Source organism: Rhodobacteraceae bacterium Araon29, assembly GCA_039640505.1.
Lineage (GTDB): Bacteria > Pseudomonadota > Alphaproteobacteria > Rhodobacterales > Rhodobacteraceae > CABZJG01.
Window position 1 is genome coordinate 1716038 of record CP046865.1, and the last position, 25499, is coordinate 1741536.

General features: G+C 45.8%; 19 protein-coding genes and 3 tRNA genes. 14 read left to right on the forward strand and 8 right to left on the reverse strand.

Translation table 11 applies throughout. The features are described 5' to 3' along the window. Positions 1–91: 91 nt before the first annotated feature. Positions 92–724: a CBS domain-containing protein gene (locus GN278_08360; GenBank protein ID XAT60747.1), complete on the forward strand. Its 633-nt coding sequence runs from the start codon at positions 92–94 to the stop codon at positions 722–724. 414 nt (positions 725–1138) lie between these two features. Here GN278_08360 and GN278_08365 read toward each other — a convergent pair. Beyond that, a tRNA-Val gene (locus GN278_08365) sits at positions 1139–1214 on the reverse strand. A 198-nt stretch (positions 1215–1412) separates the two neighbouring features. Next, positions 1413–3815, reverse strand: coding sequence for an endopeptidase La (locus GN278_08370; protein ID XAT60748.1), 2403 nt, complete (start codon positions 3813–3815; stop codon positions 1413–1415). A gap of 469 nt (positions 3816–4284) precedes the next feature. On the opposite strand from GN278_08370, the gene GN278_08375 reads away from it, so the two are divergent. Both GN278_08375 and GN278_08380 read left to right on the forward strand, forming a co-directional pair. After that, positions 4285–4361 (forward strand) — tRNA-Asp (locus tag GN278_08375). Between the two features lie 27 nt (positions 4362–4388). Continuing rightward, positions 4389–4465 (forward strand) — tRNA-Asp (locus GN278_08380). A gap of 15 nt (positions 4466–4480) precedes the next feature. Here the strand turns inward: GN278_08380 and ispG are convergent. From ispG to hemA, 3 genes are all read right to left on the reverse strand, one after another. Next, positions 4481–5614 (reverse strand): flavodoxin-dependent (E)-4-hydroxy-3-methylbut-2-enyl-diphosphate synthase, encoded by a 1134-nt coding sequence (ispG, locus tag GN278_08385; GenBank protein ID XAT60749.1) that lies wholly within the window; start codon positions 5612–5614, stop codon positions 4481–4483. A 46-nt stretch (positions 5615–5660) separates the two neighbouring features. Then, a complete protein-coding gene (locus GN278_08390) occupies positions 5661–6905 on the reverse strand; it encodes a DUF4115 domain-containing protein (GenBank protein XAT60750.1) in 1245 nt (414 codons plus the stop codon). 117 nt (positions 6906–7022) lie between these two features. Further along, entirely contained in the window at positions 7023–8261 is a 1239-nt protein-coding gene (gene hemA, locus GN278_08395; GenBank protein ID XAT60751.1) for a 5-aminolevulinate synthase, read from the reverse strand. 160 nt (positions 8262–8421) lie between these two features. Between hemA and GN278_08400 the strand changes: the two genes are divergently transcribed. Further along, positions 8422–9807, forward strand: a complete 1386-nt coding sequence (locus GN278_08400; protein ID XAT60752.1) for a M20/M25/M40 family metallo-hydrolase — start codon at positions 8422–8424, stop codon at positions 9805–9807. A 61-nt stretch (positions 9808–9868) separates the two neighbouring features. Further along, positions 9869–10741, forward strand: a complete 873-nt coding sequence (locus GN278_08405) for an alpha/beta fold hydrolase (protein XAT60753.1) — start codon at positions 9869–9871, stop codon at positions 10739–10741. A gap of 51 nt (positions 10742–10792) precedes the next feature. On the opposite strand, the gene GN278_08410 is transcribed toward GN278_08405, so the two are convergent. Then, positions 10793–11545, reverse strand: coding sequence for a thioredoxin domain-containing protein (locus GN278_08410; GenBank protein XAT60754.1), 753 nt, complete (start codon positions 11543–11545; stop codon positions 10793–10795). Positions 11546–11563: 18 nt separating this feature from the next. Beyond that, positions 11564–12865 carry a M48 family metalloprotease gene (locus GN278_08415; protein XAT60755.1) on the reverse strand — a complete coding sequence of 434 codons (1302 nt, stop codon included), beginning with the start codon at positions 12863–12865 and terminating at the stop codon, positions 11564–11566. A gap of 64 nt (positions 12866–12929) precedes the next feature. Here GN278_08415 and GN278_08420 point away from each other — a divergent pair, with 64 nt between their 5' ends. From GN278_08420 to GN278_08435, 4 genes are all read left to right on the forward strand, one after another. Further along, a complete protein-coding gene (locus tag GN278_08420) occupies positions 12930–14084 on the forward strand; it encodes an aminotransferase class I/II-fold pyridoxal phosphate-dependent enzyme (GenBank protein XAT60756.1) in 1155 nt (384 codons plus the stop codon). A 9-nt stretch (positions 14085–14093) separates the two neighbouring features. Then, positions 14094–15329, forward strand: a complete 1236-nt coding sequence (locus tag GN278_08425; protein ID XAT60757.1) for an N-acetylmuramoyl-L-alanine amidase — start codon at positions 14094–14096, stop codon at positions 15327–15329. Between the two features lie 91 nt (positions 15330–15420). Next, positions 15421–17970 (forward strand): PBP1A family penicillin-binding protein, encoded by a 2550-nt coding sequence (locus tag GN278_08430; GenBank protein ID XAT60758.1) that lies wholly within the window; start codon positions 15421–15423, stop codon positions 17968–17970. A 229-nt stretch (positions 17971–18199) separates the two neighbouring features. Then, positions 18200–19327, forward strand: coding sequence for a peptide chain release factor 2 (locus GN278_08435; protein ID XAT60759.1), 1128 nt, complete (start codon positions 18200–18202; stop codon positions 19325–19327). A 526-nt stretch (positions 19328–19853) separates the two neighbouring features. Here the strand turns inward: GN278_08435 and GN278_08440 are convergent. Continuing rightward, positions 19854–20405, reverse strand: coding sequence for a hypothetical protein (locus GN278_08440; GenBank protein XAT60760.1), 552 nt, complete (start codon positions 20403–20405; stop codon positions 19854–19856). Positions 20406–20854: 449 nt separating this feature from the next. Here GN278_08440 and GN278_08445 point away from each other — a divergent pair, with 449 nt between their 5' ends. The 5 genes from GN278_08445 to GN278_08465 all read left to right on the forward strand — a co-directional run bounded on the left by GN278_08445 (position 20855) and on the right by GN278_08465 (position 25435). Beyond that, entirely contained in the window at positions 20855–22273 is a 1419-nt protein-coding gene (locus GN278_08445) for an amidase (GenBank protein ID XAT60761.1), read from the forward strand. 95 nt (positions 22274–22368) lie between these two features. Beyond that, the gene (locus GN278_08450) at positions 22369–23064 is read left to right on the forward strand and encodes a DUF599 family protein (GenBank protein XAT60762.1); all 696 of its coding nucleotides are present in this window, start codon (positions 22369–22371) and stop codon (positions 23062–23064) included. 143 nt (positions 23065–23207) lie between these two features. Beyond that, on the forward strand, positions 23208–24146 hold the full coding sequence (gene fabD / locus GN278_08455) for an ACP S-malonyltransferase (GenBank protein ID XAT60763.1): 939 nt from the start codon (positions 23208–23210) through the stop codon (positions 24144–24146). 9 nt (positions 24147–24155) lie between these two features. Then, positions 24156–24893, forward strand: a complete 738-nt coding sequence (fabG, locus tag GN278_08460; GenBank protein XAT60764.1) for a 3-oxoacyl-[acyl-carrier-protein] reductase — start codon at positions 24156–24158, stop codon at positions 24891–24893. A gap of 308 nt (positions 24894–25201) precedes the next feature. Then, on the forward strand, positions 25202–25435 hold the full coding sequence (locus GN278_08465; protein ID XAT60765.1) for an acyl carrier protein: 234 nt from the start codon (positions 25202–25204) through the stop codon (positions 25433–25435). Positions 25436–25499: the final 64 nt, after the last annotated feature.

A 25499-nucleotide genomic window follows, 5' to 3' on the forward strand; every position in this document is an offset into this window, starting at 1 on the left:
TCAATTTAGTGAAAGATTTCGGGTCTTTCGTAAACAAAATGCGCTGCACCTGGATGAATAACCTGTAATAAAATTGTGAAAGTGTTTTGATATGGATATCTCAAATTACCTCGACTCTAGGAAGGCTATCATTGAACACTGGTATTCAAAAGAAACGGAAAGCTTGAAATTATCCTGTTTGGAAACTGACAAGGTGCTCGATATTATGGCCTGGCTTTCTGAGGAGCAAGAAGCCAGCTTAGCGGTTGTAAATTCAAAGCATATGTTAGTCGGTATTATTTCAGAACGTGATATTATAAAACATCTCGCTGAGAAAAATGTAATTGATGGCAATTTAAAGGTAAGTGATTTACTGACTCGCAATGTAGTCAGCGCGTCGCCTGATACATATTGTGTGGATGCTTTGAAGATTATGGTCAAAGGCGATTTTAGAAATTTACCGATTGTCGTAGAAGATAAGTTCTTGGGAATTCTATCAATTATTGATGCAGCCAAAGGAAGGTTGCTAGAAACAATTTCTAGAAGTAATGATGTTTTTGATGCGCTTAAATCTTTTGGAAGTGATTTGCCTTATGTAAATGTTGAACAAAGCATGCAGGAAGCATTTGAGGTTTTAGCTACAAATAAAGCTCCTTTTTTAACTGTTAAAGATGATGGGGAGATAGTTGACTATTTGTCGTCTCAAGAAATAAATCGTATTAGGTTGAGATATAAACAGATTTAGCACTTCAAATTTTAGCAATAAATATCCAATGATATGCATATAACAACATTCGAATTGCCACTTCATTTTAAAGGTAATGACGCACCACCTAATAGAACATCGTAATCAGGAGTATGGAGCAAAATATCTAAAGTTTGAATTGCGAAAGGGTCAGAAGGCCTTTGTTAATCAACAAATGAAATTTAGGCTTTTGATATACTCCAATGAGAATATGTACTCAAAAGACTTGCAAAGATTAAACGGAGGGTAAGATAGCCATTTAGGCTTCTAGGTTGATAGTTGCGGCTTGCTGACGGTAATTGAATATTGGAAGTAATTCTGGCTTTATAATGAAGCAAAAAAATAGTGGATGATCCAATTTTATGATTGATCACATTCTTTTTATACAAACTAAACGTATCTTATGGGTTTTATTGGTGGGTGATGAGAGACTCGAACTCCCGACATCTTCGGTGTAAACGAAGCGCTCTACCAACTGAGCTAATCACCCACTGGAGCACGATGTATCCAAAGGAATTGCCAGACGCAAGGGGCAAGTTGACAAATTATTTTCCTTTTTCCTTTCAACATAAATTTCTATCTACGGCAAAGAAGTTTCTGACTTTGTAACATTCTAAGCAAGTTGAAATTCTGTTGGGTAGCCCCTCACTCAGTGACGATTGAACCGAAGACTTGTTAAGCTCACTATCTAATGGGTTCTTACGGCCGTTCCAGTATCAACACTAACTGAAGAAGTTTGACTTTCTTCTGCTGTTTCATCCCATTCAATTTTTTGAGGTGTTTCTATCAATGCCTCTTCTAATACCTGTGATACATTGTTGACTGGAATAATCGTGAGCCCATCTTTTACGTTATCGGGTATCTCGCTTAGATCCTTTTCATTTTCCTCGGGAATCAAAACTATTTTAATTCCTCCACGCAGTGCAGCAAGAAGTTTTTCTTTTAAACCTCCAATGGCGAGTGCATTGCCCCGCAGCGTAACTTCTCCTGTCATGGCAATATCTTTCCGCACTGGTATGCCAGTAAGAACTGATACGATTGATGTAACCATTGCCAAACCAGCACTAGGACCGTCTTTTGGTGTTGCTCCCTCTGGAACATGCACGTGTATATCCAGTTTATCAAAACGGGTTGGTTTTACTCCGATATTAGGACTTATTGAACGCACATAAGAGCTTGCAGCGTCAATACTCTCTTTCATTACATCGCCAAGTTTGCCTGTTGTTTTCATGCGACCTTTTCCAGGTAAGCAAAGAGCTTCAATAGAAAGTAAATCTCCGCCAACTGAAGTCCAAGCAAGCCCGGTTACAACACCCACCTGATCTTCTTGTTCTGCTAAACCATAGCGAAATTTTTTCACACCAAGAAAATCGTCTATATTGTCACTGGTGACTTTAATTTCGTTGGCTTCTTTTTTGATAATCTTTGTGACGGCTTTGCGTGTCAATTTAGCAATTTCACGTTCTAGATTTCTAACACCAGCCTCTCTTGTGTAACGTCGAATGATTTCGTTAATTGCCTCATCTTCGACTTCAAATTCATCTTTTTTCAGCCCGTGGTTTTTAACTTGTTTCTCCACTAAGTGCCGCCGCGCAATTTCACGTTTCTCATCTTCTGTATATCCAGCGAGTGGAATAATTTCCATTCTATCAAGCAAGGGGCCTGGCATGTTATAACTATTAGCAGTTGTTAGGAACATTACATTCGAAAGGTCATACTCAACTTCCAAGTAATGATCTATAAAAGTACTGTTTTGTTCTGGATCTAGCACCTCAAGCATTGCAGATGCAGGGTCACCACGAAAATCCTGTCCCATTTTATCAATTTCATCCAAAAGGATAAGTGGATTTGTAGTTTTTGCTTTTTTCAAGGCCTGAATTATTTTTCCCGGCATGGAACCTATGTAAGTTCTTCGATGCCCGCGTATTTCAGATTCGTCACGAACCCCGCCTAAAGAAATCCTTATGAATTCACGACCAGTGGCCTTTGCAACCGATTTACCAAGGGATGTTTTCCCAACACCGGGAGGGCCAACAAGGCACATTATCGGGCCTTTTAATTTTTGACTTCGTTGTTGAACTGCCAAGTATTCTATAATACGTTCCTTGACTTTCTCCAAACCGTAGTGATCGATATCCAGAGTACTCTGTGCACGACTTAAGTCCTTTTTAATTCGTGACTTAGTTCCCCACGGAAGAGCGAGAATCCAATCAAGATAGTTTCTAACAACGGTCGCCTCAGCTGACATTGGGCTCATGTTCTTCAGTTTTTTAAGTTCTGCTTCAGTCTTATCAAGTGCTTCTTTGCTAAGTTTTGTTTTGCGGATACGTTCTTCTAGCTCTGCTACTTCTGTGACCCCATCCTCACCGTCTCCTAATTCCTTCTGAATAGCCTTCATTTGTTCGTTGAGATAATATTCCCGTTGAGTGCGCTCCATTTGCGATTTTACCCGGGTTTTAATTTTTTTCTCAACTTTGAGAACACTCATTTCTCCTTGCATCAAACCATAAACTTGTTCCAGGCGATCGCTGACCGACAACGTTTCTAACAGATTTTGTTTTTGCTCTAGGTCGACCCCCAGGTGACCAGAAACAAGATCTGCAAGCTTGGTTGGTTCTGTTGCTTCAGAAACTGCGCTTAGGGCTTCCTCTGGAATATTCTTTTTGATTTTAGCATATCGCTCAAATTCACGTGATACATTTTGTAAGAGAGCTTCAATTGCTTGCGCGTCACCCGCATTTTCTTCTAAATGTTCCGCCCGCGCTTCAAAAAAACTGTCATTATCAAGGTATTCAGTGATTTTGACGCGCGATTGCCCTTCGACTAAAACTTTTACAGTACCATCTGGTAGTTTCAGTAATTGCAGTACATTGGCCAACACCCCAACAGAAAAAATACCTTCTTTATCTGGATCATCTTCCGACGGGTCTTTTTGGCTTGATAAAAGAATTTGTTTGTCATCCTGCATGACCTCTTCCAGAGCACGAACGGATTTTTCACGCCCGACAAATAAAGGTACAATCATAAATGGGAAAACCACAATGTCACGTAATGTCAACACTGGGTAAGAGGCGTTGAGGGGGTCTAGCATGCTCGATCCTTTAATAATGGTTGTAGCAGGGTAGGGTCATCGTTAACCATCTGCCTTTCCCATAAATTGTTTTCCACATATATCTAGTGAGGTTGCATCAGGTTTTCAATCTTGCTGAGGTGTTTTACTTCTAAGTTTACCGGTGAAGTGAAATGTTTTTCATCGTGTGAGAAGTCTGGCAAAGCAAAAATAATAAAATGTATGGGATAGTTACCTCGTTCCATCCGATAGTTCTACGTCAGCAATGAAAAAAAAGATCGCTGATAAGCATAACTTCAACTATAATTTAAAAAATGACTTTACTTTATGATGAAAAACCATTCAAAATTAGCTTTGTTGGTGCGTGAAGTTCCTTCTATTCCGCCCGCTCTTATCCTACTTTCTTACATTTTTTGTATTTCGCTTCTTGACGAGGAATAAAGCTAAGCCTAAGACACTTTTCACACCAGATAATTCTGGTGAACAGCAAGCGGTTGTAGCTCAGATGGTTAGAGTACCGGCCTGTCACGCCGGGGGTCGCGGGTTCGAGCCCCGTCAACCGCGCCAATGCTGTTCTTTTGAAGTTGTTTTTGCGCGGTTGTAGCTCAGATGGTTAGAGTACCGGCCTGTCACGCCGGGGGTCGCGGGTTCGAGCCCCGTCAACCGCGCCACTTCTTCAAATTAGTCTATTTTTTGATTTCTAGCGCTGAAAGTTCAGTTGTTTGCATTTGGTCTGCGCGTTTTTCTACGAGCTCAACTATATGATCAATCATTTGGTTGTTATCTATACGGTGATCTTGTTTACCCGCCCAGTAGACCATGCCATGGCCGGCGCCACCGCCAGTGAAACCTACGTCGGTCATCAAAGCCTCGCCTGGGCCGTTCACGACGCAGCCAATGATTGAAAGGCTGATCGGAGCTTTAATGTGTGCCAGCCGTTGTTCTAAAATCTCAACAGTTTTGATTACGTCAAAGCCTTGTCGTGCGCAGCTTGGGCAGGAAATTATGTTTACTCCACGGTGGCGCAGTCCTAACGATTTTAGAATTTCATATCCAACTTTGACCTCTTCAACCAGATCTGCGGAAAGCGAAACTCTTATTGTGTCACCGATACCCATCCATAATAAATTTCCAAGTCCTATTGCGGATTTAATTGTTCCACTTGTTAAGCTGCCGGCCTCTGTAATACCGAGATGGATAGGCGCATCAGTCAATTCAGCCAAAGACTGATAGGCAGCCGCAGCCATAAACACATCAGAAGCCTTCACACTGATTTTAAATTCATTAAAGTCATTATCCTGCAAGATACGTATATGCTCTAAGCCACTCTCTACCATTGCTTCAGGGCAAGGCTCTCGGTATTTGTCCAAAAGGTGCTTTTCTAGAGAGCCTGCGTTCACACCAATCCGAATAGCACAGCCATGGTTTTTGGCGGCCCTTATGACTTCTTTGATGCGTTCGGACGACCCTATATTCCCTGGGTTGATGCGAAGACAAGCGGCTCCTGCTTCTGCTGACTCAATGGCTCTTTTATAGTGAAAATGTATGTCAGCAACTATTGGAACAGGGCTTTCCTTTGTAATAGTTTTCAGAGCTTTACTGCTTTCCTGATCCGGTATCGAAACACGAACTATATCTGCACCTGCATCAGCGGCCCTTTGAATTTGTGCGATTGTATTCGTCACGTCTGTAGTCAAAGTATTGGTCATTGTTTGTACGGAAATTGGAGCATCTCCGCCGATAGGTACTGAGCCGACATGGATTTTTCTAGAGGTTCGGCGGTAAACGTTTCGCCAAGGTCGCAAATTATTTGATGACATCATACCATTCCAAATTGCTGGCTTGTCGCGATCATTTTAATCGAGTTTAATCAAGTGTTTGCGTTAACACTTGAGAAATTGTAAAGCTAGAAATATCCGCTTCTGCAACAATCTTTTGCAAGTGTGGATCAATCTCAATATCTGCCAGTTGATAAGTTTGGGTCAAAGAGTCTACAGATAACGGTATTTGCTTGACAACTTTTGCGCCATCGCCTGCAGGTCCGTAGAGAGCACCGTTCACAGCAAAATAGAGAGAGCCTGACATACCAGCGCGTAATCTAGGTGCTACTTCGGTTTGTGGTAGAATAAATTCTTCCCCAGGGTTCATGATTTGCTCGTAAATCGTAGTTCCATCGGCGGCTTTAACCTGCACCCAAGCTGGCCGAACAGCAAATAAAGCAAGCCGTGGTGGAGAATCTTCAACCACTTTTGGGACAGAATTTAATGCTGAATTAGCCAATATTTCTGCAAGTCCAAGGTCAGATTCTGCTGTTTCGTTAATGTATAAGGTTTCTAGAGCAGGCTTGAAATTTCCAATTTGGCTGGGGTCAAGCGAAGAAATAGGGGCATCCCTTGCCACTAATATTGGAACTTCGAGGGCTTGTGGGCGATAAAGACGATCCAAGTTTTCTTTGGTGGTATTTTCTGCAAACAAATAACTTGCTCGACTCTCTTTGGTTTCAATACCTCCACCAATTGGATCTAAATCTGACAAAACTATTGGGGTATTTTCTGCGGGAGAAACCTGCACTCTTTGAACTTCCTTGATGATTGACCATGCTCCAAAGCTAATTGAGCTTATAAGTGCTATCATTACAATTGTCGAACCGATTGCACGAGTATCAAAATGATCTAAAGCAGACTTTTTGGGTGGCATAAATTGCGTCGAGGCAGCAGCCAATGTGGCGATACCTGAGGCATTCTGAGGATGGAGGGTGAGATTTTTTTTCTTTCCGCGTGACTTGGACGACAAAGTAATTTTTGTAGCGAATCCGCTTTCAGAACAAAACTTTTCAAAAACTTCCTCTGGTGGCATTCCTAAATACTTAGCATAAGACTTAACATAACCAGCAATAAAGCTTGGTGTGTCAAACGCTTCTGGATCACAATTTTCTATTGCTGATATATAAGAAGCTTTAATTCTTAACTCGCGTTGAACATCCAAAAGCGACTTGCCAAGCGTTGCACGCTCACCGCGCATAAGATCACCCAGCGTAAGCTGGTAATCATCAAAACCTTTCAAATCCGTGCTGTTTTCCTGACTTGAAAAAGTCGGATCGTGCCTTTTCATGTTTCTCTTTCGCCTCAGTGTCCCCAACTCCCACAAAGCCAAAGCCGAATCGGTTTGGATTTGCGACACTTACGAATAATTACCATAGGAATAACGGGATTGCACCTGAAGACAGGTTTAGGCGCTTATTCCGGCACGATTCAGCGCACAATGTGACCAAAGTTCATCCATTGCCTTAACAAGATGATCAATTTCTTTTGGCCCATGTACGGGTGAGGGGGTGAACCTTAACCTTTCCGTACCGCGAGGCACTGTGGGAAAATTTATGGGTTGGACATAAATTCCGAAGTTGCTAAGCAACATGTCTGACAGCTTTTTGGTATGAACGGGGTTACCTACAATGACCGGAACTATGTGACTTTGGTGATCTATAATTGGAAGACCAAGCCCTTTTAGCCTAAGCTTTAATATTTTTGCTTGTGTTTGATGCAACTCACGGAGCTGTGAATTAGATTTGAGATGTGAAACCGAAGCAATTGCACCTGCAGCGATTGAAGGTGGTAAAGAAGTGGTAAAAATAAAACCGGGTGCATAGGATCGTATAGCATCGCATAGTTTTGAACTAGCAGCTATATAGCCCCCCATTGTTCCATAAGCTTTTGCTAAGGTTCCATTAATAATATCAATGCGGTGCGTTAACCCGTCGCGCTCTGCTACACCTGCTCCACGAGCACCATACATTCCCACGGCGTGAACTTCGTCTATGTAAGTCAATGCACCAAATTCTTCAGCCAGATCGCATATTCCGCGAATAGGAGCAAAATCTCCATCCATGGAATAGATTGATTCAAACGCTATGAGTTTTGGTAATTTTGCATCATCTAAAGACATTAACTCACGAAGATGGTCTAGATCGTTGTGTCGGAAAATTCGTTTTGCGCCACCATTGCGCTTTATGCCTTCAATCATTGAGGCATGATTGAGTTCATCGGAGTATATAATCAAACCAGGAAATAATTTTGGCAGAGTGCTTAACGTCGCATCATTGGCGATATAGGCACTTGTAAACAGCAATGCGCTTTCTTTTGAGTGCAAATCAGCGAGTTCAAATTCCAGTTCTTTATGAAATCGCGTTGTGCCAGAAATATTTCGAGTTCCCCCAGAGCCGGCACCAGTGGCGTCAAGTGCTTCGTGCATTGCATTTATCACGATTGGGTTTTGACCCATGCCAAGGTAGTCGTTTCCGCACCATACTGTGACAGGTCTTTTAGTCCCGTCAGAGCATTGCCAAACCGCATTTGGGAAATTCCCGCGTTCTCGCTCTATGTCTATAAATGTGCGATAACGCCCTTCCTCGTGCAACCGATTTATTGCTTGCTCAAGGTGATCTTCATAGCTCTTAAGTCGATCTTGCATAGTCTATACTTATCTGCTTTTTTCCTGTTACCCAAGTGCAAAACAAATTTTGGGTAGTGCCATAGATTTCAAGTTTCTCTTGTTTCCGTATCAACCTCAACTGGACACCCTGACGATCAATGCTAAAGTGTCTACGATTGTTATATAGCAGGAGAAATTTATGTCGCTAGCCCCTGTTCTTGCGCAGATTGACGCAGATTTAGACGAATCTATTACACGCCTTTTTCATTTGCTGCGAATTCGCTCTATTTCCACTGATCCTGTTTACAAAACAGAATGTGAAAAAGCTGCTAACTGGCTTGTTAATCAACTCACTTTACTGGGTGCTGATGCAAAGAAATGCGACACACCTGGACACCCAATGGTGTTGGGAGAGGCTTTTCCAGAAAGCGCAGACGGAAAACCGCATGTACTTTTTTATGGGCATTATGATGTTCAACCGGTTGATCCCATTGATTTATGGGATCGTGAGCCTTTTGACCCTGCTATAGAAGTCACCGACAGGGGCAAAGTTATTCGTGCCCGCGGTGCAGCGGATGATAAGGGCCAGCTTATGACTTTTATCGAAGCCTGCCGCGCCTGGAAATCTGTGCATGGTGACTTTCCGTGTCGAATCACCTTCTTTTTTGAAGGTGAAGAAGAAAGTGGATCACCCAGCCTCGTGCCATTTATGAAAGACCATAAAGAAGAGCTTACAAGTGATGTGGTTTTGATCTGCGATACAGGATTGTTTCAAAGTAAAACCCCTGCAGTTGTAACAAGATTACGCGGTCTATTAGGGGAAGAAATTAGTATTACAGGACCAGATAAGGATTTGCACTCTGGTATGTACGGCGGCCCTGCAATAAATCCTATTCGAGTATTAAGCAAAATTTTGGCAAATTTGCATGATTCTGATGGCCGAATTACAGTTCCGGATTTTTATGACGGTGTGCCCGAGTTACCTGCTGAAATCAGTGCTCAATGGGCATCGTTAAATTTTGACCATGAGAGCTTTCTTGGCGATGTGGGTTTAAGTGTACCGGCAGGAGAAGATGGTTTTACACCACTTGAAATGATATGGTCTCGACCGACCTGTGAAATAAATGGGATTATTGGTGGTTACACAGGAAAGGGGTTTAAAACGGTTTTACCCAGTACAGCCAGTGCTAAGGTAAGTTTTCGTTTGGTAGGAGATCAAGACCCGCATAAAATTAGAGCCAGTTTTCGTGAATATATTCGGTCGATGGTGCCTGAGGATTGCAAAATAGAATTTAAAGGGCACGGTGCTTCGCAAGGGTCTGTTATGTCAACGCAAGCTCCTGAATTTGAAGCTGCGCGCAAAGCTTTGAGTGAGGAATGGCCTAATGATGCAGCATTTGTTGGATGTGGAGGATCTATTCCAATCGCAGGTCATTTCCAAAACATCACTGGTGTTACACCCATGCTTATTGGATTTGGTAAAGATGATGATCAACTGCATTCTCCTAATGAAAAATATGATTTGGAAAGCTTCCACAAAGGGATGCGCAGCTGGGCCCGCGTGCTTGCAGAGTTAACGAAATAATTACCTTAAACGGTGTGAGTAAAGTCAGATCTTTTTTTGGCTAAGAAGATGGTGAAAAATTATTTTTGAAGGTTTCAAGAAAGCCACAGTCCACATCAACGAGGTGGACATCTTTTACTGTATCGGTGGGCAGGGCGATCCTGTGCTGCTTTTGCATGGGTTTCCCCAAACCCATGTGATGTGGGCTGAAATTGCAGGATTTTTGGCGCAGAGTTTTACTGTGATATGTGCCGACTTACGAGGTTACGGAGCATCTAGTAAGCCGCGCGGTGTCAAGAATTACTCCTTTAGGGAAATGGGAAAAGATCAAATAGCTTTGATGCACCATCTGGGTTTTGACGAATTTCATCTGGTCGGGCACGATCGCGGAGGCCGCGTCGCTCATCGAATATCTTTAGATTTTTTGGAAAATGTTAAAAGCTTAACGCTTATGGATATAGTGCCAACACATCTTTTGCTGGATCAGATTAATAAAGAGGTGGCACGTGCTTATTACCACTGGCTTTTTTTGGCGCAGCCATACCCGTTTCCTGAAACCCTTATTTCATCCGATCCCGACTATTTTTACGAAAGCTGTTTGCTGGGGTGGGGAGGTGCGAAATTAAGTGATTTCCCAATTAAACATCTTACGGAATATCGAAAATCATGGCGAGATGCCGAAACCGTAAGGGCAATGTGTGACGACTATCGTGCTGCTATAGATTTTGACTTCAATCTTGATGAGATAGATTTAAGCCGCAGGCTTGATTTGCCTTCTCTCATCATGTGGGGCCAAGATGGCGCTATGGATCGTGCCTACGACATGAGCACAGTCTGGAAAAACCGGCTGTCAAACCTACAAACCAAGGCGATGCCAGGCGGGCATTTTTTCCCTGAAATTTCTTCTGAAATGACAGCCGAGGTTCTAAACTCCTTTTTAAAATCGCTTGAATGATGCCTGAAGCCAAACAACTGAAAAACGGAAATAACGTCGTTTAGCACAAAGTTAGCGCCGCTTGTCTGTAACCATTTTAACAAGAGCATCTGCTGGCACAAATCCGCGTAGTATTTCATCATGTAAAACAAATGTAGGGGTTCCTGTAATTTCCATAATCTGCCCCAAAGCACGGTTTTGTTGGATAACCGCGATCACGGAGTCGGTATTCATATGGTTCAAAATACTGTCTTTGTCTAAGTTAAGCGCTGTCGCAATGCGGCCTAGCGCGCTTGGCGTCGTATTACCTTTGAATGATATTAAAATATCATGGGCAGCTTTATAAGCTTTGTTTCCATAAAGCTGTTGAACTGCGATTGCAAATTGAGCTGATGTAATTGATGACTCTCCGAGGATTGGAAATTCTTTTATTATAAGTTTAATATTTCCGTCTCTTGCGAGTAATTCCTCAACTTCACTGTGGGCCTTTCGGCAATATCCACACTTGTAATCTACAAACTCGACCAGCGTAATATCACCTTCTGGATTGCCGCCAACATAAGAATACCCGTCAGCAAAAATTGCTGCGCTATTGTTTTCAACCAACTCAAGATCACGTTGAGTTTCTGTTTGCGCCTGTCTTTGTTGTAAAATATCGACGGCTTCATAGATGACCTCTGGGTTGTCTAAAAGATATGCTCGTATTTCGGCCCGAAAGGCGACTCTTTGGTTTTCCGTCATTTTACTGACATCAAAGGCAGCAGCCATTTGAGTAAAAAGTAGTAGACATAAAATACTGGCAAATGCGGTCTTATGCTGGGTCATGATTTTCCAATAGTGTTTTTATTTCAGTTGATTTGAGTTTACGATGTCTTGTGCTCTTTGCCATGGGGGGGAGCCTTGTGGCAAGAGAGACACAGCTTTTTTGGCGTGCCGCATTGCATCTTTGAGGTTGCCTTTAAGACCAAATCGTTCAGCTGTGATCAAAGACGCCATTCCTTGGTTTTCCAATTTTGCATAAGCTAAGGCCAAATCATGTAACAGCGTTATGTTTTTGAAATCCATGTCATACGCCTTTTTAAGCGGTTGCAAAGCACTTTCCGTTTGCCCTGCTGCTAACAATGCACGCCCTTGACCCGCAAGTATTAGTGATTGATCAGGTGCCATAGACACGGCTTTCGCATAGGCGTTGGCTGCCTGAGAAAACTGTCTATTTCGCATCAAAAGCTCTGCCTTTAGATCTTGGAAAAATGGATCTGCGGGGCGAATTTTCTGAGCTTTTTCAATGGCTTTCAGCGCTTGGGTGAGCTTGCCGCGACGTGAAAAAGCGATTGCGCGTTGCATAAAGGCAATATCCTCAGAAACGGCGGTTCCAGAAGCGGCAAGTGTTCGGTCAGGATCTTGTGAAAATGCACGGGTTTTCGCGACTGCACGGGCATGCCAGTAGCGCGCGTTGGGGTTGGGGCTTGTTGGCTCCTTAACCTGAGCTTGGGCTTTTGCTGACCTTAATCTATCGCGAGATAAAGGATGGGTTCTGGCGTAAGGGTCTTGCCGACTGGACGCGAGGTATTCTTGACCTGAAAGATAATCAAGCACTTGCAAAGCTCCTTTCGGATCAATGCCTAATTTTGAAAAATACATTAAGGCAGCTTGATCAGCTGCAATTTCCTCACTTTGTGTATGAGAGTTAAATACACGCTGAGCACTGTTTGACATTCCAATGGCTAATCCCGCCCCTAGGCCTGGGTTGTTATTTGCTTTGCCGGTTGCCAAGGCTAAGGCTAATCCAAACCGGGCTGCATTACGCGTTGCCTGCATATTTTGTTTGCGCCGGGAAAGATGCCCATTGGCAATATGGGCCACTTCATGGGCGATAACCGATTGCAACATTTCAGCGGACTCTGTTTTTAAGACCAAACCTACATTTAAAAAAATATGATGCCTATCAAACACAAAGGCGTTGAAAGCCGCATCATCAACCAACATGACTTTGACTTGGTCTGGTCTTAGTCCTGCAATTTGTAAAATAGGGCGCGCAAGTTCAGAAAATGCATGCTCTATATCCGCGTCTCGCAATAAACTTGTTGCGAAGGCCGGCGGCGCAATTGTTAAAAATGTGATTAGGATTGAAAAAGTTTTAATCATTCGTATTGACGCTGCCGTTAATTCCTTGAAGAACCTTTATATAAGACCACTTTGGGATTTGTTAATGAAAAACTCAAGTCGAGGGGCTATTGATCCCTTTATTGTGATGGATGTAATGGAATCAGCTCGGCAAGCCGAGCAGAGTGGCCGCAGCATTATCCATATGGAAGTTGGGCAACCAGGAACACCTGCACCGCAGGGGGCGTTGAATAGCTTAAAAAACGATTTATTGCAGGACCCAATGGGCTATACTGTTGCAATGGGGCTTCCCGAATTGCGTCAAAAAATTGCCCATCTTTACGCTGACTGGTATAACTTAGACATCAATCCAAATCGCGTTGTTATAACTCCGGGGTCATCTGGTGCGTTCATTTTGGCGTTTACCGCTTTGTTTGATGCAGGTGACCGAGTGGGGATTGGCGCTCCTGGATATCCCAGCTACCGGCAAATTCTCAAAGCGCTTGATCTTGTGCCAGTAGATATTGAAACCCAAATGGTCAACCGCTTTCAACCGATCGCCAAAGATATTTCTGATAACGAGCTTTCAGGTTTTTTAGTTGCATCGCCGGCCAATCCAACAGGAACCATGCTGGATCGTAAGGCCCTTAGCTCATTGATCAACGAAGCCTCTGATTGCGGCGTGTCCTTTATTAGTGATGAAATTTATCATGGGTTGGAATATGAAACCAAAGCAGTCAGCGCGTTGGAAATTACGGATGACTGTTTTGTGATTAATTCGTTTTCCAAATATTTTTCAATGACTGGGTGGCGTGTTGGGTGGATGGTTGTTCCTGCAACTCATATTCGGCAGGTCGAAAGATTGGCGCAAAATTTATTTATATGCGCCCCGCATGTAAGCCAAGTTGCCGCTTTGGCAGCTATGGACTGCAAAGATGAATTGGCAGAAAATATCAAAGTATATGAGCAAAACAGGCAACTCATGTTAGAAGGTTTGCCCAAAGCAGGCTTTGATAAAATTTCACCTCCGGATGGTGCCTTTTATATTTATGCAGATATCAGTCGGTTTTCTCGAGATAGTCTTGGGTTTTCGCGTGAACTTCTTGATATAGCAGGGGTTGCGGTTACGCCCGGTTTGGATTTTGATCCCAAGCGTGGCTCTACCATGTTACGGTTTTCCTATGCCCGAAGCACCGACGATATTCGCGAAGGGTTGCGCCGACTTGAAAATCACATGCGACAACGAGGCTTTATCGAGTAAAAGCAACATATGAGATATTTAAACTGGCCTGCATTGGCTTTGAACTTTCTTTTGACGGTTTGTGCCGTCGGCTCTGCTTCGTCCTCGGATATAAACTCTGCCTTGGCACGGGTGGATGCGAAAAACTCATCTATTGATGATATTTTATGGGGGCAGGTTCGACTGCAGCTTTCGCTGTCACAAGGGGTGCCTTACCGTGTCTATACTATAATTGAGCCTAATCGCGTTGTATTAGAGTTTAATAGAGCCATCATAGATGACATCGCTATGGATAAAGTAAACCACAGCGATAAAATTGACTCGGTTGAAGTCATGGTTTCGGCAGAAGGTTGGAATCAGCTTATTTTGACTACCAAACAACCGCTTATAGTTTTTTCAGTTGAAACTAAGGTCCCTGATGACGGTTCAAGCGCCACGCTAGATTTGGTTTTGGTACCGGTTACTCAAACGGAATTTGAGACAAACTCTAAACCGGTGCAGGCTAGAAAAGCAGAACCAATATCCCAACCTGCGACACTGCCTGGCAAAGAAACAATAAACGGAAAGTTACGCATTGCTATTGATCCCGGCCATGGAGGCATAGACCCGGGTGCGCAAGTTCAAGGGATTGAAGAATCTGATCTGATGTTGAGCTTAGCGCGAGATATCAAGGAAAGTCTTCTGAGAAACGATAATATCGAGGTAACACTTACGCGCGTAGAAGACATTTTTGTCTCTTTGGAGGAGCGGGTTAGATTGGCCAACTCGTTTCAGGCGGATATTTTCATTTCATTGCATGCAGACGCAGTGACTGAAGGGGTTGCGCGCGGTGCCACAGTTTATACACTTTCAGAAGAGGCCACCGATAAAGCCAGTGCAGCTTTGGTAGCCCGTCATGATCATGATCAATTAATTTCCGGTCTGGATCTAAGTGGTGCAGAGGGCGCAGTTACGGATGTATTGATAGATCTTGCGCGTTTGGATAATGGGCCGCGGTCTAAAGAGTTGGCTTTGTCTGTTGTCTCAGGGCTTAAAGAGGCACTTGGTCAGGTCAATGCGAAACCCTATCGAGAGGCCGGCTTTTCCGTACTCAAAGCAGCAGATATTCCATCAATTTTAATCGAGGCAGGATTTATGTCGACCAAGTCCGAATTGCAGAATTTGCAAGATGAAGCTTGGCGTCAGCTATTTGCAGAAGGTGTGCGAATTGGTGTTTTGAATTGGTTGGCCAAGGATGAGACGAGCAGGGCGTTGCGACGGCAATAGTTGGACATGTTTTGTTGATAGCAGCGCTTCCCTTTTGACGCTGGTTAAAACCGCGCGTATATGGAAAGCGCAAAGGTAATAGGAGCGGGATTTGCTCAGGAGCATTTTATCCTTTTTTGGCGGTGTGTTCACCTTTATCACGATGGGTTTTTTTGGTGCTGTCTTAACCCTCGGTGCGGTGTTTTGGATGTATGGCCGTGATTTACCTTCGCATGCATCCTTAGCCCAATATAAGCCTCCCACGATTAGCCGGATTTATTCTGGTGAAGGCAAGCTGATAGATGAATTTGCCCGCGAACGCCGGTTGTTTACCGCTGCTGAAGATATCCCGCTTAGCATAAAGCAAGCCTTTATTTCCGCTGAAGATAAAAACTTCTATTCCCATCCCGGATATGATTTGCGCGGAATTATTGCCGCCGCTGTCGATGCCGCGCGTTCAAGAGGTCGTAATGTACGCGGCGCCTCTACTATTACACAGCAAGTAATGAAGAATTTCTTACTAGATGGTTCGCGGCGAGCAGAACGAAAGATTAAGGAAATTATCCTTGCCACGCGAATAGAACGTACTTTGGACAAAGAGAAAATCCTTGAGCTCTATTTGAATGAAATTTTTCTGGGTCAAAATTCTTTTGGGGTTACAGCCGCCGCTCAGACTTATTTTAATAAGACCCTTGGCGAATTGGCGCCACATGAGGCTGCATTTTTAGCCGCGCTGCCAAAAGCACCATCGGATTTTCACCCCGTAAGGCGCAAAAAACGCCTTTTGCAGCGGCGTAATTATGTTCTTCGGGAAATGTGGCAAAATGGCTATCTTGATGAGGACAGCTTTCTTAGTGAAAAAGTGCAACCTTTGAAGTCCGTGCAAAATGGAGATTTTGCAAGCTTTAAGGCAGCTCTTCCAGCACGTGATTACTTTACGGATGAAATTCGTCGACAACTAAGCCGTGATTTTGGAGAAGAAGAGTTTTTTACTGGTGGGATGACTGTGCGCGCAACAGTTGATCCAGAAATGCAAGCCAGAGCTACACTCGCCTTGCAGCGCTCACTTGAAAAATATGATCGTGACCAAGGTATTTGGCATGGCACGGGGCTTTCGCTGGACGCAGATATTTTGCGCGACGAGGAAAGGTGGCGTGATGCATTGTCTGCTCTTTCACTACCGCGACGAATTATGCTTGACGGACAATGGCATCCCGCCGTTGTTCTGCGGCTCGGACCGAAATCTGTGCGCATTGGAATTGAAGGCGTAGAGGACGACGAAGATGGTCACTGGATCCCGTCTAGGGATGTTCAATGGGCATCAAAAGCCGTTGAAGGTGATGAACTGGGTCCCAAAGCAAAAGTCGCAAGTGATTTGCTAAGTCTTGGCGATGTGGTGCTTGTGAGAGCTTTGATTAACGACGAAGGTGAATTTGATCGTTGGTCTTTACGGCAAGTCAGTCAAGTCCAAGGGGCCTTTATGGCGATGGATGTCAATACTGGCCGGGTCATCGCCATTCAGGGTGGATTTTCTTATGAAGATTCAGTCTATAATCGCGCAACGCAGGCTGACCGCCAACCGGGATCAAGCTTCAAGCCCTTCGTTTATGCCTCTGCCTTGGATAATGGATACACACCTGCTGCCATTGTGATTGATGCGCCTATCGAAATCGATACTCCACAAGGTCTTTGGACACCCAAAAATTCCTCTAGTAAATTCTATGGACCAACCCCATTGCGCACCGGAATTGAACGATCACGAAATTTAATGACCATCCGTTTGGCCCGTGAAATCGGGATGGAAGTGATTGGTGAATATGCCGAAAAATTCGGAGTATACGATAACATGCGACCGTTTTTGGCTAATTCCCTTGGCGCAGAAGAAACAACGCTCTATCGCATGGTCGCCGCTTACGCAATGTTTGCCAACGGTGGTGAACGGGTCGAGCCAACGATGGTTGATAGGGTGCAAGACCGCTTCGGAGAAACGGTGTATCGTCATGACCCAAGGGAGTGTTATGAGTGTGCATATGACAGCTTACCGCTCGGACGAGCGCCGATGATTGTTTCCAACCGGGAACGGGTTATGGATGCCTTTACGGCCTATCAATTGACATCAATGATGCAGGGCGTTGTGGAGCGTGGCACAGCAAAATGGACGGTCAACTTACCAGTGCCGACGGCCGGCAAAACGGGCACGACGAATGAAGCAAAAGATGTTTGGTTTGTTGGCTTTACAAGCAATATAGCGGCTGGGTGTTATATCGGGCATGATTTGCCAAAACCGTTGGGCAAAGGGTCTTCTGGCGGTGGTATGTGCGGACCTGTGTTTAATGAATTTATGGAGTTTGCCACACAGAAATTCGGCGGAGGAGATTTCAAAGTGCCCGAGGGCGGGCAGTTCATAAACATTGATCGCTTTACAGGATCTCGGCTTCCAGAGGACGTCGAAGGTGATAATGTTGTTGCCGAGTATTTTCGCGATGGTCAAGAACCTGTTTTTGGTATTGCATATGATGGTGGTTTTGTTATGGGCAGCGATTTTGATATTATCGATCCAGAAGAAGCAATTGCCCGCGAAGTAACAACATCATCTGGACAAAAGACAATAGTTGGACCAAAGGCCAGCGTCGGTAGTCTTAGCTCTGGTGGGCTTTATTGAATTCATATTGCTAAACCTTCTGTAAAAGCTGTGATTTTATGCTCAATTTCGGTGACCTCTATATATCGTGATCATTTGCAAAAGATTGGAGCAATCTGATCTTATAACGCAGCATTGTAGGTCCTACCACGCTGGACACGATAGCCTGTATAGCAAGAGCGTCATGTTTGCTTGCCACGCCAGTATGGCTCATATATGACCGCTCCCATAGCTTTTAATAGGAACCAAAATGCGCGCCGATATTCAAAATATTGTCAATGAGATCAACAAATCACTGGCTCTTTTGCGACAGCGCATGGATTGGGAGAGCGTTGCCCATCGGCTCGAAGAGTTCAATGCCCGTGTAGAAAACCCGGATCTTTGGAATGATCCTGAAAAGGCACAAAAGCTTATGCGCGAACGACAATCTTTGGTCGATTCAGTGTCCGTTCATGACAGCATTCAGCAAGAGCTAAACGATCATATCGAACTGATTGAGCTGGGCGAAATGGAAGATGACGCCGAGGTTGTGGGTGAGGCCGAAGACGCGCTTTCAGCTTTGGTCAAAAAAGCTGCTGCAAAAGAGCTTGAGGCACTGCTAAATGGTGAGGCTGATGCCAACGACACCTTTCTTGAGGTTCACTCAGGGGCAGGGGGCACTGAAAGCTGTGACTGGGCGTCAATGCTGGCGCGGATGTATATCCGATGGGCCGAAAGATCTGGCTATAAGGTCGAAATGCAATCAGAAACTCCAGGCGAAGAAGCCGGCATAAAATCAGTCACTTACAAAGTCAGCGGACATAACGCGTATGGCTGGTTGAAATCGGAAAGCGGGGTGCATCGCTTGGTCCGAATTTCACCCTTTGACAGCGCTGCAAAAAGGCATACCTCTTTTTGCTCGGTCTGGGTGTATCCGGTCGTTGATGACAATATCGAGATCGAGGTTAATCCCGCTGATATCCGCATTGATACCTACCGCTCATCCGGGGCTGGAGGGCAGCACGTTAACACCACAGATTCTGCGGTGCGGATCACGCATCATCCGACTGGGATTGTGGTGACCAGCTCGGAAAAATCTCAGCATCAAAACCGTGATATTGCGATGAAGGCATTGAAATCACGGCTTTATCAGCTTGAGCTGGATCGGCGCAATGCAGCCATTAATGACGCGCATGAGAGCAAAGGGGATGCTGGCTGGGGCAATCAAATCCGCTCTTATGTTTTGCAGCCTTATCAGATGGTTAAAGACTTACGCACCAATTATGAAACCTCTGATACCAAAGGCGTTCTGGACGGCGATCTTGATGCGTTTATGGCCGCTACACTGGCGATGGATGTCTCTGGTAAGTCCCGCGCCGAAGCCACGGCCCAAGACTAAAACAGCCAAAATCCCATGTCTTTATTACGTCTGTATTGCAGCAGTATCGCGGCAGAGGCGTTTTTGCCCTGCGCATCCTGTTTTAAGCGCCACATACGCTTTAATCTGCCGGTAAATACTCTGGTAAACCGTCAGCGCTAAAGTCCGGGCCCATTGCTTTTTACTCTGGGAGCGCATAGCTCTAGAGGATCAAGTTTATAGTCATTTTAGGATAAATATTATGTCGAAGGATTGGAAGAAATACGAAGGCGTGACCTCGGTTCAAATTGGCGGATCCAGTTTGTGGTTCGTGCTCTGGCTGTTTACCATTGGCTATGCAAAGCTTGGATTCTGGTCTGGGGTCTTGGCAATAGCACTTTGGCCCTATTATATTGGGGCGCATCTTGCGGCACATTAAGGCAAGCTGTTTGTCTATGGGTTGTGGTCTGTGGCTCGGCTGAAAGAAAGCATTGTCCGAATTACTGCACTTGTTGCATCTGTTTTTAATAGCTCACACCAGTATCAATCATAGCTTAGTTTTATAGCATCACCAAAAAAGCGTCAGTTTAGCCATATGTGCCAGAAACGTATCTGCCGTGCCATTTGGTAAAGTTGTGCCATCCTCTATCAATATTATTGTGCGCAAAAGTTCTGGTCCAAATGACTTTTCATTGTAGAAAAAGATAGTTTCGATTTCTTTGTGATCTGCAAACTCTTGTTCTGAACGAAATCCTTTTAGCGCGTTGCCGCGAAGACTGATTGCGTAAGTTTCCAAGCACCTGCCATTGTGTCGGGTTACAAGGTTCATACAATAGACTTTGCGCTCTGAAAGATATCTTTCTGGTAAGGAGCTGTAATTCTCTGCCGTGTAAGGAGACACAATTTCTAGGTGCGCTGAAATGGCCTTGTCGCAAGCTATACAGCTATATTTAATAGAATTTTCTAGGACTTCAGCCTGCCAAACCTCATCTTTCTCTAGATTCTCAAAAAGGTAGGAGTCAGTAAGGCGCGAAAGTTGACGCTCTTCTGCGTATGCATAAGTTCCAACAAAAATGGATAAGATAAAAGTCAAACAAAGTACTTTTGCCGTTGTCTTCATTTTATTCACCAGTATTCTTTTACAGCACAGTAGCTTGCAGGTGATTTTTGTTCAAATCAATTTCGGTTTTACCGTGAAAAACAATGCCCTTATTGGCAAAGGCTATTAAAAAAGTAGGACTACCGACGGCAGCTGTGCCTGCAAAAGTTATGCGCCAGAGGAAGGCTCTGCTGTCATAGAGATCATTGAAAGAAGATTTTTAAAAGTACTTTACATTTTTTCTTATGACTTTTGCTTTGGTTGATTTTTTGCATCCTATTATTGCTTTAAGCGTATTAGGTTTAGGCTAGGAAATAGGTTATTTCAAAATCTGCCAAATTGTAGTGCTTTTTTTACCGGTAACGGAGCGGGGCAAGTGTTTTCTGTGCGCTTCGTTTTAAAAAGATGACTAAAGAACTTGTTTAATACCTGATTTTAACCAAGGATTGTACAAAAGTTCCGAGGTGGTCATGTCCGAATTATTTGAAAGTGCTGCTGGGCTCAGTTCTGCCATGGACAAAGGCACGCTCTCTGCTGCAGAATTAATGCAGAGCACGCTTGAGCGCATTTCAGCGGTAAACCCCGCTTTTAATGCCATTGTGTCCCTGCGCGAGCCTGAGGTGCTTCTGTCCGCGGCGCGCGCGGCCGATCAGCAACCAGTTGACCAACGCGGCCCTCTGTTTGGCCTACCGATTGCCATCAAAGATCTCGCAAACGCCAAGGGGTTTCCAACATCCCACGGATCGCCGATTTTTGCTGGAAAGATAGCGAAAAAAGATGATCTGATGGTGGCCCGTATTCGCGCTGCTGGCGCGATTGTCATTGGCAAAACAAATACACCGGAAATGGGGCTGGGTAGCCATACATTTAATCCGGTTTTTGGGGCGACCCGCAACCCTTATGACATTAGCCGGTCGGCGGGGGGCTCTTCTGGCGGTGCGGCGGCGGCCTTGGCGACTGGAATGCTGGCGATTGCAGATGGCTCGGATATGATGGGCAGTCTGCGCAATCCGGCGGCATGGAATAATGTCTATGGTTTTCGCCCCACATGGGGATGTGTGCCCTCAGAGCCAGAAGGCGATGTATTTTTGCATCAGCTTTCAACCAGCGGTCCGATGGCCCGCTCGCCAGAGGATGTATTAATGTTGCTGCGTGTGATGGCAGGGCCTGATCCCCGCATGCCAAACAGCCGCGCCGCACAGGATTTACCGCATAAATTAAAGGGTGATCTGCGCGGCAAACGATTTGCTTGGCTTGGCGACTGGGGCGGGGCACTGCCATTTGAGTCTGGCCTGCTTGACGCGTCGCAGAAGGCGCTTGATGTATTGCGGACGCTGGGCGCGCAGGTGGATGAGCTTGCACCACCCATTGAGCGCGAGCGTTTGTGGCAAAGCTGGACAACGCTACGCTCATGGGCGGTGGCTGGCGGTGATATAGGGCTTTATGAAAACCCGGTCATGCGTGCGCAGATGAAGCCGGCGCTGATCTGGGAAATTGAAAGAGGTCTTGCGCTAAGCGCGCTTGAAGTGCACCGCGCCAGTGTGATCCGCTCTGAGTGGTTTGCGGCCTGCCAAGCCCTGTTTGATCGCTATGATGCGCTTTTGATGCCTTCGACGCAGGTCTGGCCATTCCCGGTGGAAGATGTGCATCCGACAAATATCAACGGCGTCACCATGGATACCTATCATCGCTGGATGGAAGTGGTTATCCCTGCAGGATTAATTGGTCTGCCGGTTCTAAACCTGCCTGCGGGGTTTGGGGCAAATGGGCTGCCGCTTGGTTTGCAATTGATCGGGCCCAAAGGTGCAGACGCCAAGCTTTTATCAATGGGGCAGGCGTGGCATCAAGAAACAAACTGGCCAGGGCAGCGGCCACCTGCATTGGAATAATATCTGTTTGCGCATCACTTGAAAGCCACGGTTGATAAAGCGAAGACTTCTATTTCCCCAATTGGCAAGCGGTTGATAACGGACTAAACAAACCCATGGATTGGATAAACCGACTAACCGTCTTTTCACATTGGGACTTAAGCGCCGTTGGCTTGATCCTCATTTGCTATGTTTTAATTGGGGTGTTTATTGAAAACGCGCCGGCCTCCCATCCTTCAGTCTCGCAGTTAATGGCAGAGCACAGACGTAGCTGGATGCGCCATATGGCAGCGCGTGATGTGCGCATTTTCGATGCACAGGTTCTAAACGGTTTGCGCCAAGGTACGGCATTTTTTGCCTCGGCTACCATGCTGGCCACTGGGGGTGTTTTGGCGCTGATCGGCAATGCTGACACGTTGATTGATGTGGCCGATGATCTAAGTTTAAATCCCGCCTCTGACTGGGTTTGGGAAATAAAGCTTTTATTGACTTTGCTTTTCATCACGAACGCCTTTTTGAAATTTGTTTGGTCGCATCGGCTGTTTGGCTATTGCGCCATTTTAATGGCGGCTGTGCCCAATGCACCGGATGATCCACAAAGCCTGCTGATGTCGCGCAAGGCAGGCGAGGTTAATATAACCGCGGCCCGAAGCTATAATCGCGGCTTGCGGGCGATTTATTTTTCAATTGCATCTATTGCGTGGCTTTTAGGCCCATGGGCGCTGTTATTGGCAACTATAATAACCGTTGGTGTTTTGCTGCGGCGTGAGTTTATGTCAAAGTCGCGCGCTGTGCTTCTAGACAAAGATTAATCTAAGCCTCACAGGCGCTATGCCGAATTTGGCAAACAGCAAAGCTTCGATCAAGCATCCATTTCATTCCTGTGCTAAAACCATTGCGCCGAGGTGCTGGCTTGGGTATCTGGGGTCAATGACACATAAAATTGGAGGCACATTTGGCACGCGCATTTGTATGTCCCGGGCAGGGGGCGCAGAGCATTGGAATGGGAAAAGGTTTATCCGAGGCGTTTCCCGAAGCAAAAGCGGTTTTTGATGAAGTTGATGAGGCCTTGGGATTTGATCTCAGCGGGCTGATCTGGGAGGGTGATCTTGAAACTCTAACCCTGACCGAAAATGCTCAACCTGCGTTGATGGCAACCTCGTTGGCCGCCTTTCGTGCGCTTGAGGCGTCTGGCGCGGACATTGATAACGCGGATTATGTGGCCGGGCATTCCTTGGGTGAATATTCAGCGCTTGCCATAGCGGGGGCCTTTAGCATCGGCGATGCAGCGCGTTTGCTGCGCGCGCGCGGCCGCGCAATGCAAGCCGCCGTGCCCGTAGGGGTTGGCGCCATGGCGGCGCTGCTTGGGCTAAATTTCGAAACAGCACGCGAAGTGGCCGAAGCGGCCGCCGAGGGTGAGGTGTGTCAGGCTGCCAATGATAATGATCCGGGTCAGGTTGTGGTTTCTGGCCATAAAGCCGCCGTTGAGCGGGCGGTTGATCTGGCCAAGGAAAAAGGTGCAAAGCGAGCAGTTATATTACCTGTAAGCGCACCCTTCCATTGCGCTTTGATGGCGCCTGCAGCTGACGCCATGCAAGAAGCTTTGGCTGCGGTGAAAATCGCCGCGCCCAAAGTGCCTGTTGTTGCCAATGTCAGAGCAGAAGCGGTCGCCGATCCAGAGGAAATTCGCGGCTTGTTAATCGCGCAGATTACCGGATCTGTGCGGTGGCGGGAATCGGTTGAATGGATGTCCGCCAATGGGGTGAGCGAGATATGGGAAATCGGCGCAGGCAAAGCCCTAAGCGGCATGGTGCGGCGCATCAATCGGGATATTTCATGTCGCAATATTGCCCAGCCAGCGGATGTATCCGCAGCAGTAGAGAGCTTGAATTAAGGAGCAAAGATGTTTGATTTAAAAGGAAAAAATGTGCTTATAACCGGTGCATCAGGTGGCATCGGCGGCGCTATTGCACGGCATTTGCATGCAGCCGGCGCCAATGTGGTGCTCACCGGAACCCGCAGCGAACCGCTTGAGGCTTTGGCGGCTGAGCTGGGCGCAAATGCGCATGTACTGCTATGTAATCTTAGCGATATGCAAGCGGTCGAAGCGCTGCCAAAGCAAGCCGCCGAGGTGCTGGGCGGGGTGGATATTTTAGTCAATAATGCTGGAATTACCCGAGATAATCTGTTTATGCGGATGTCGGATAACGAATGGCAAAGCGTGATTGATGTCAACCTGACTGCCACCATGAAGCTGTGCAAAGGCGTGCTGCGCGGCATGATGAAGGCGCGCTGGGGGCGGATTATTAATATCAGCTCAGTAGTAGGCGCCACCGGCAACCCCGGTCAGGGTAATTATGCGGCCTCAAAGGCTGGTATGGTGGGCATGTCAAAATCGCTCGCCGCCGAAGTGGCAAGCCGCGGCATTACCGTCAATGCAGTGGCTCCAGGCTTTATCACAACGGCGATGACCGATAAGCTGACCGATGACCAGAAAGCCGCGATTATGGGCCAAATTCCCGCAGGACGGATGGGGGATGCAGATGAGATCGCCGCTGCCGTGCTGTATTTGGCCAGCGCAGAGGCAGGCTACGTTACTGGAACGACCCTGCATATCAATGGCGGTATGGCGATGCTTTAAGCCGCCAAGGTCATTGTGTTGCGTCCCGTATTATAAATCTCTGCTGAGTTTTGGATTTGCGGGCTGTAAGCGGTTGAATGAGAGCCTTGGTGCAAATTTATGCGATCTAGCAGCAACTTCTTTGTCCGAAACCGTTTGCCAAATCAGAAACCTGTGTTATAGGCGGCGCAGTTATTCCGGCAGGAGCGGTTGCACTGATCGGGGTTGACCTGTATTGCAGGCTTAATGAGCGGCCCATAAGGCCAGTGTGACAGCCCCAATGGGCTGGTAAAAATGGGCGGAAGCCTGAAGAATATGAGGACCAAACAATGAGCGATATCGCAGAACGCGTGAAAAAAATTGTTGTAGAGCATTTGGGTGTTGAAGAAGATAAAGTTGTTGAAAACGCATCTTTCATTGATGATCTTGGCGCTGACAGCTTGGACACAGTTGAGTTGGTGATGGCGTTCGAAGAAGAGTTTGGCATCGAAATTCCTGATGATGCCGCCGAAAACATTCAAACGTTTGGTGATGCGGTTAAATTTATTGGCGACGCCGCTTAATCCATCACGTTAAAATCTTTGTAAGCCCCTGTCACATTCGGCAGGGGTTTTTGTTTTCTGATTT

Excerpts from the sequence above, each read along its gene's own strand:
- GN278_08360 (XAT60747.1), top strand. The coding sequence starts at position 92 with ATGGATATCTCAAATTACCTCGACTCTAGGAAGGCTATCATTGAACAC.
- GN278_08370 (XAT60748.1), bottom strand. The coding sequence starts at position 3,815 with ATGCTAGACCCCCTCAACGCCTCTTACCCAGTGTTGACATTACGTGAC.
- ispG (XAT60749.1), bottom strand. The coding sequence starts at position 5,614 with ATGTCATCAAATAATTTGCGACCTTGGCGAAACGTTTACCGCCGAACC.
- GN278_08390 (XAT60750.1), bottom strand. The coding sequence starts at position 6,905 with ATGAAAAGGCACGATCCGACTTTTTCAAGTCAGGAAAACAGCACGGAT.
- hemA (XAT60751.1), bottom strand. The coding sequence starts at position 8,261 with ATGCAAGATCGACTTAAGAGCTATGAAGATCACCTTGAGCAAGCAATA.
- GN278_08400 (XAT60752.1), top strand. The coding sequence starts at position 8,422 with ATGTCGCTAGCCCCTGTTCTTGCGCAGATTGACGCAGATTTAGACGAA.
- GN278_08410 (XAT60754.1), bottom strand. The coding sequence starts at position 11,545 with ATGACCCAGCATAAGACCGCATTTGCCAGTATTTTATGTCTACTACTT.
- GN278_08415 (XAT60755.1), bottom strand. The coding sequence starts at position 12,865 with ATGATTAAAACTTTTTCAATCCTAATCACATTTTTAACAATTGCGCCG.
- GN278_08420 (XAT60756.1), top strand. The coding sequence starts at position 12,930 with ATGAAAAACTCAAGTCGAGGGGCTATTGATCCCTTTATTGTGATGGAT.
- GN278_08425 (XAT60757.1), top strand. The coding sequence starts at position 14,094 with ATGAGATATTTAAACTGGCCTGCATTGGCTTTGAACTTTCTTTTGACG.
- GN278_08435 (XAT60759.1), top strand. The coding sequence starts at position 18,200 with ATGCGCGCCGATATTCAAAATATTGTCAATGAGATCAACAAATCACTG.
- GN278_08440 (XAT60760.1), bottom strand. The coding sequence starts at position 20,405 with ATGAAGACAACGGCAAAAGTACTTTGTTTGACTTTTATCTTATCCATT.
- GN278_08445 (XAT60761.1), top strand. The coding sequence starts at position 20,855 with ATGTCCGAATTATTTGAAAGTGCTGCTGGGCTCAGTTCTGCCATGGAC.
- GN278_08450 (XAT60762.1), top strand. The coding sequence starts at position 22,369 with ATGGATTGGATAAACCGACTAACCGTCTTTTCACATTGGGACTTAAGC.
- fabG (XAT60764.1), top strand. The coding sequence starts at position 24,156 with ATGTTTGATTTAAAAGGAAAAAATGTGCTTATAACCGGTGCATCAGGT.
- GN278_08465 (XAT60765.1), top strand. The coding sequence starts at position 25,202 with ATGAGCGATATCGCAGAACGCGTGAAAAAAATTGTTGTAGAGCATTTG.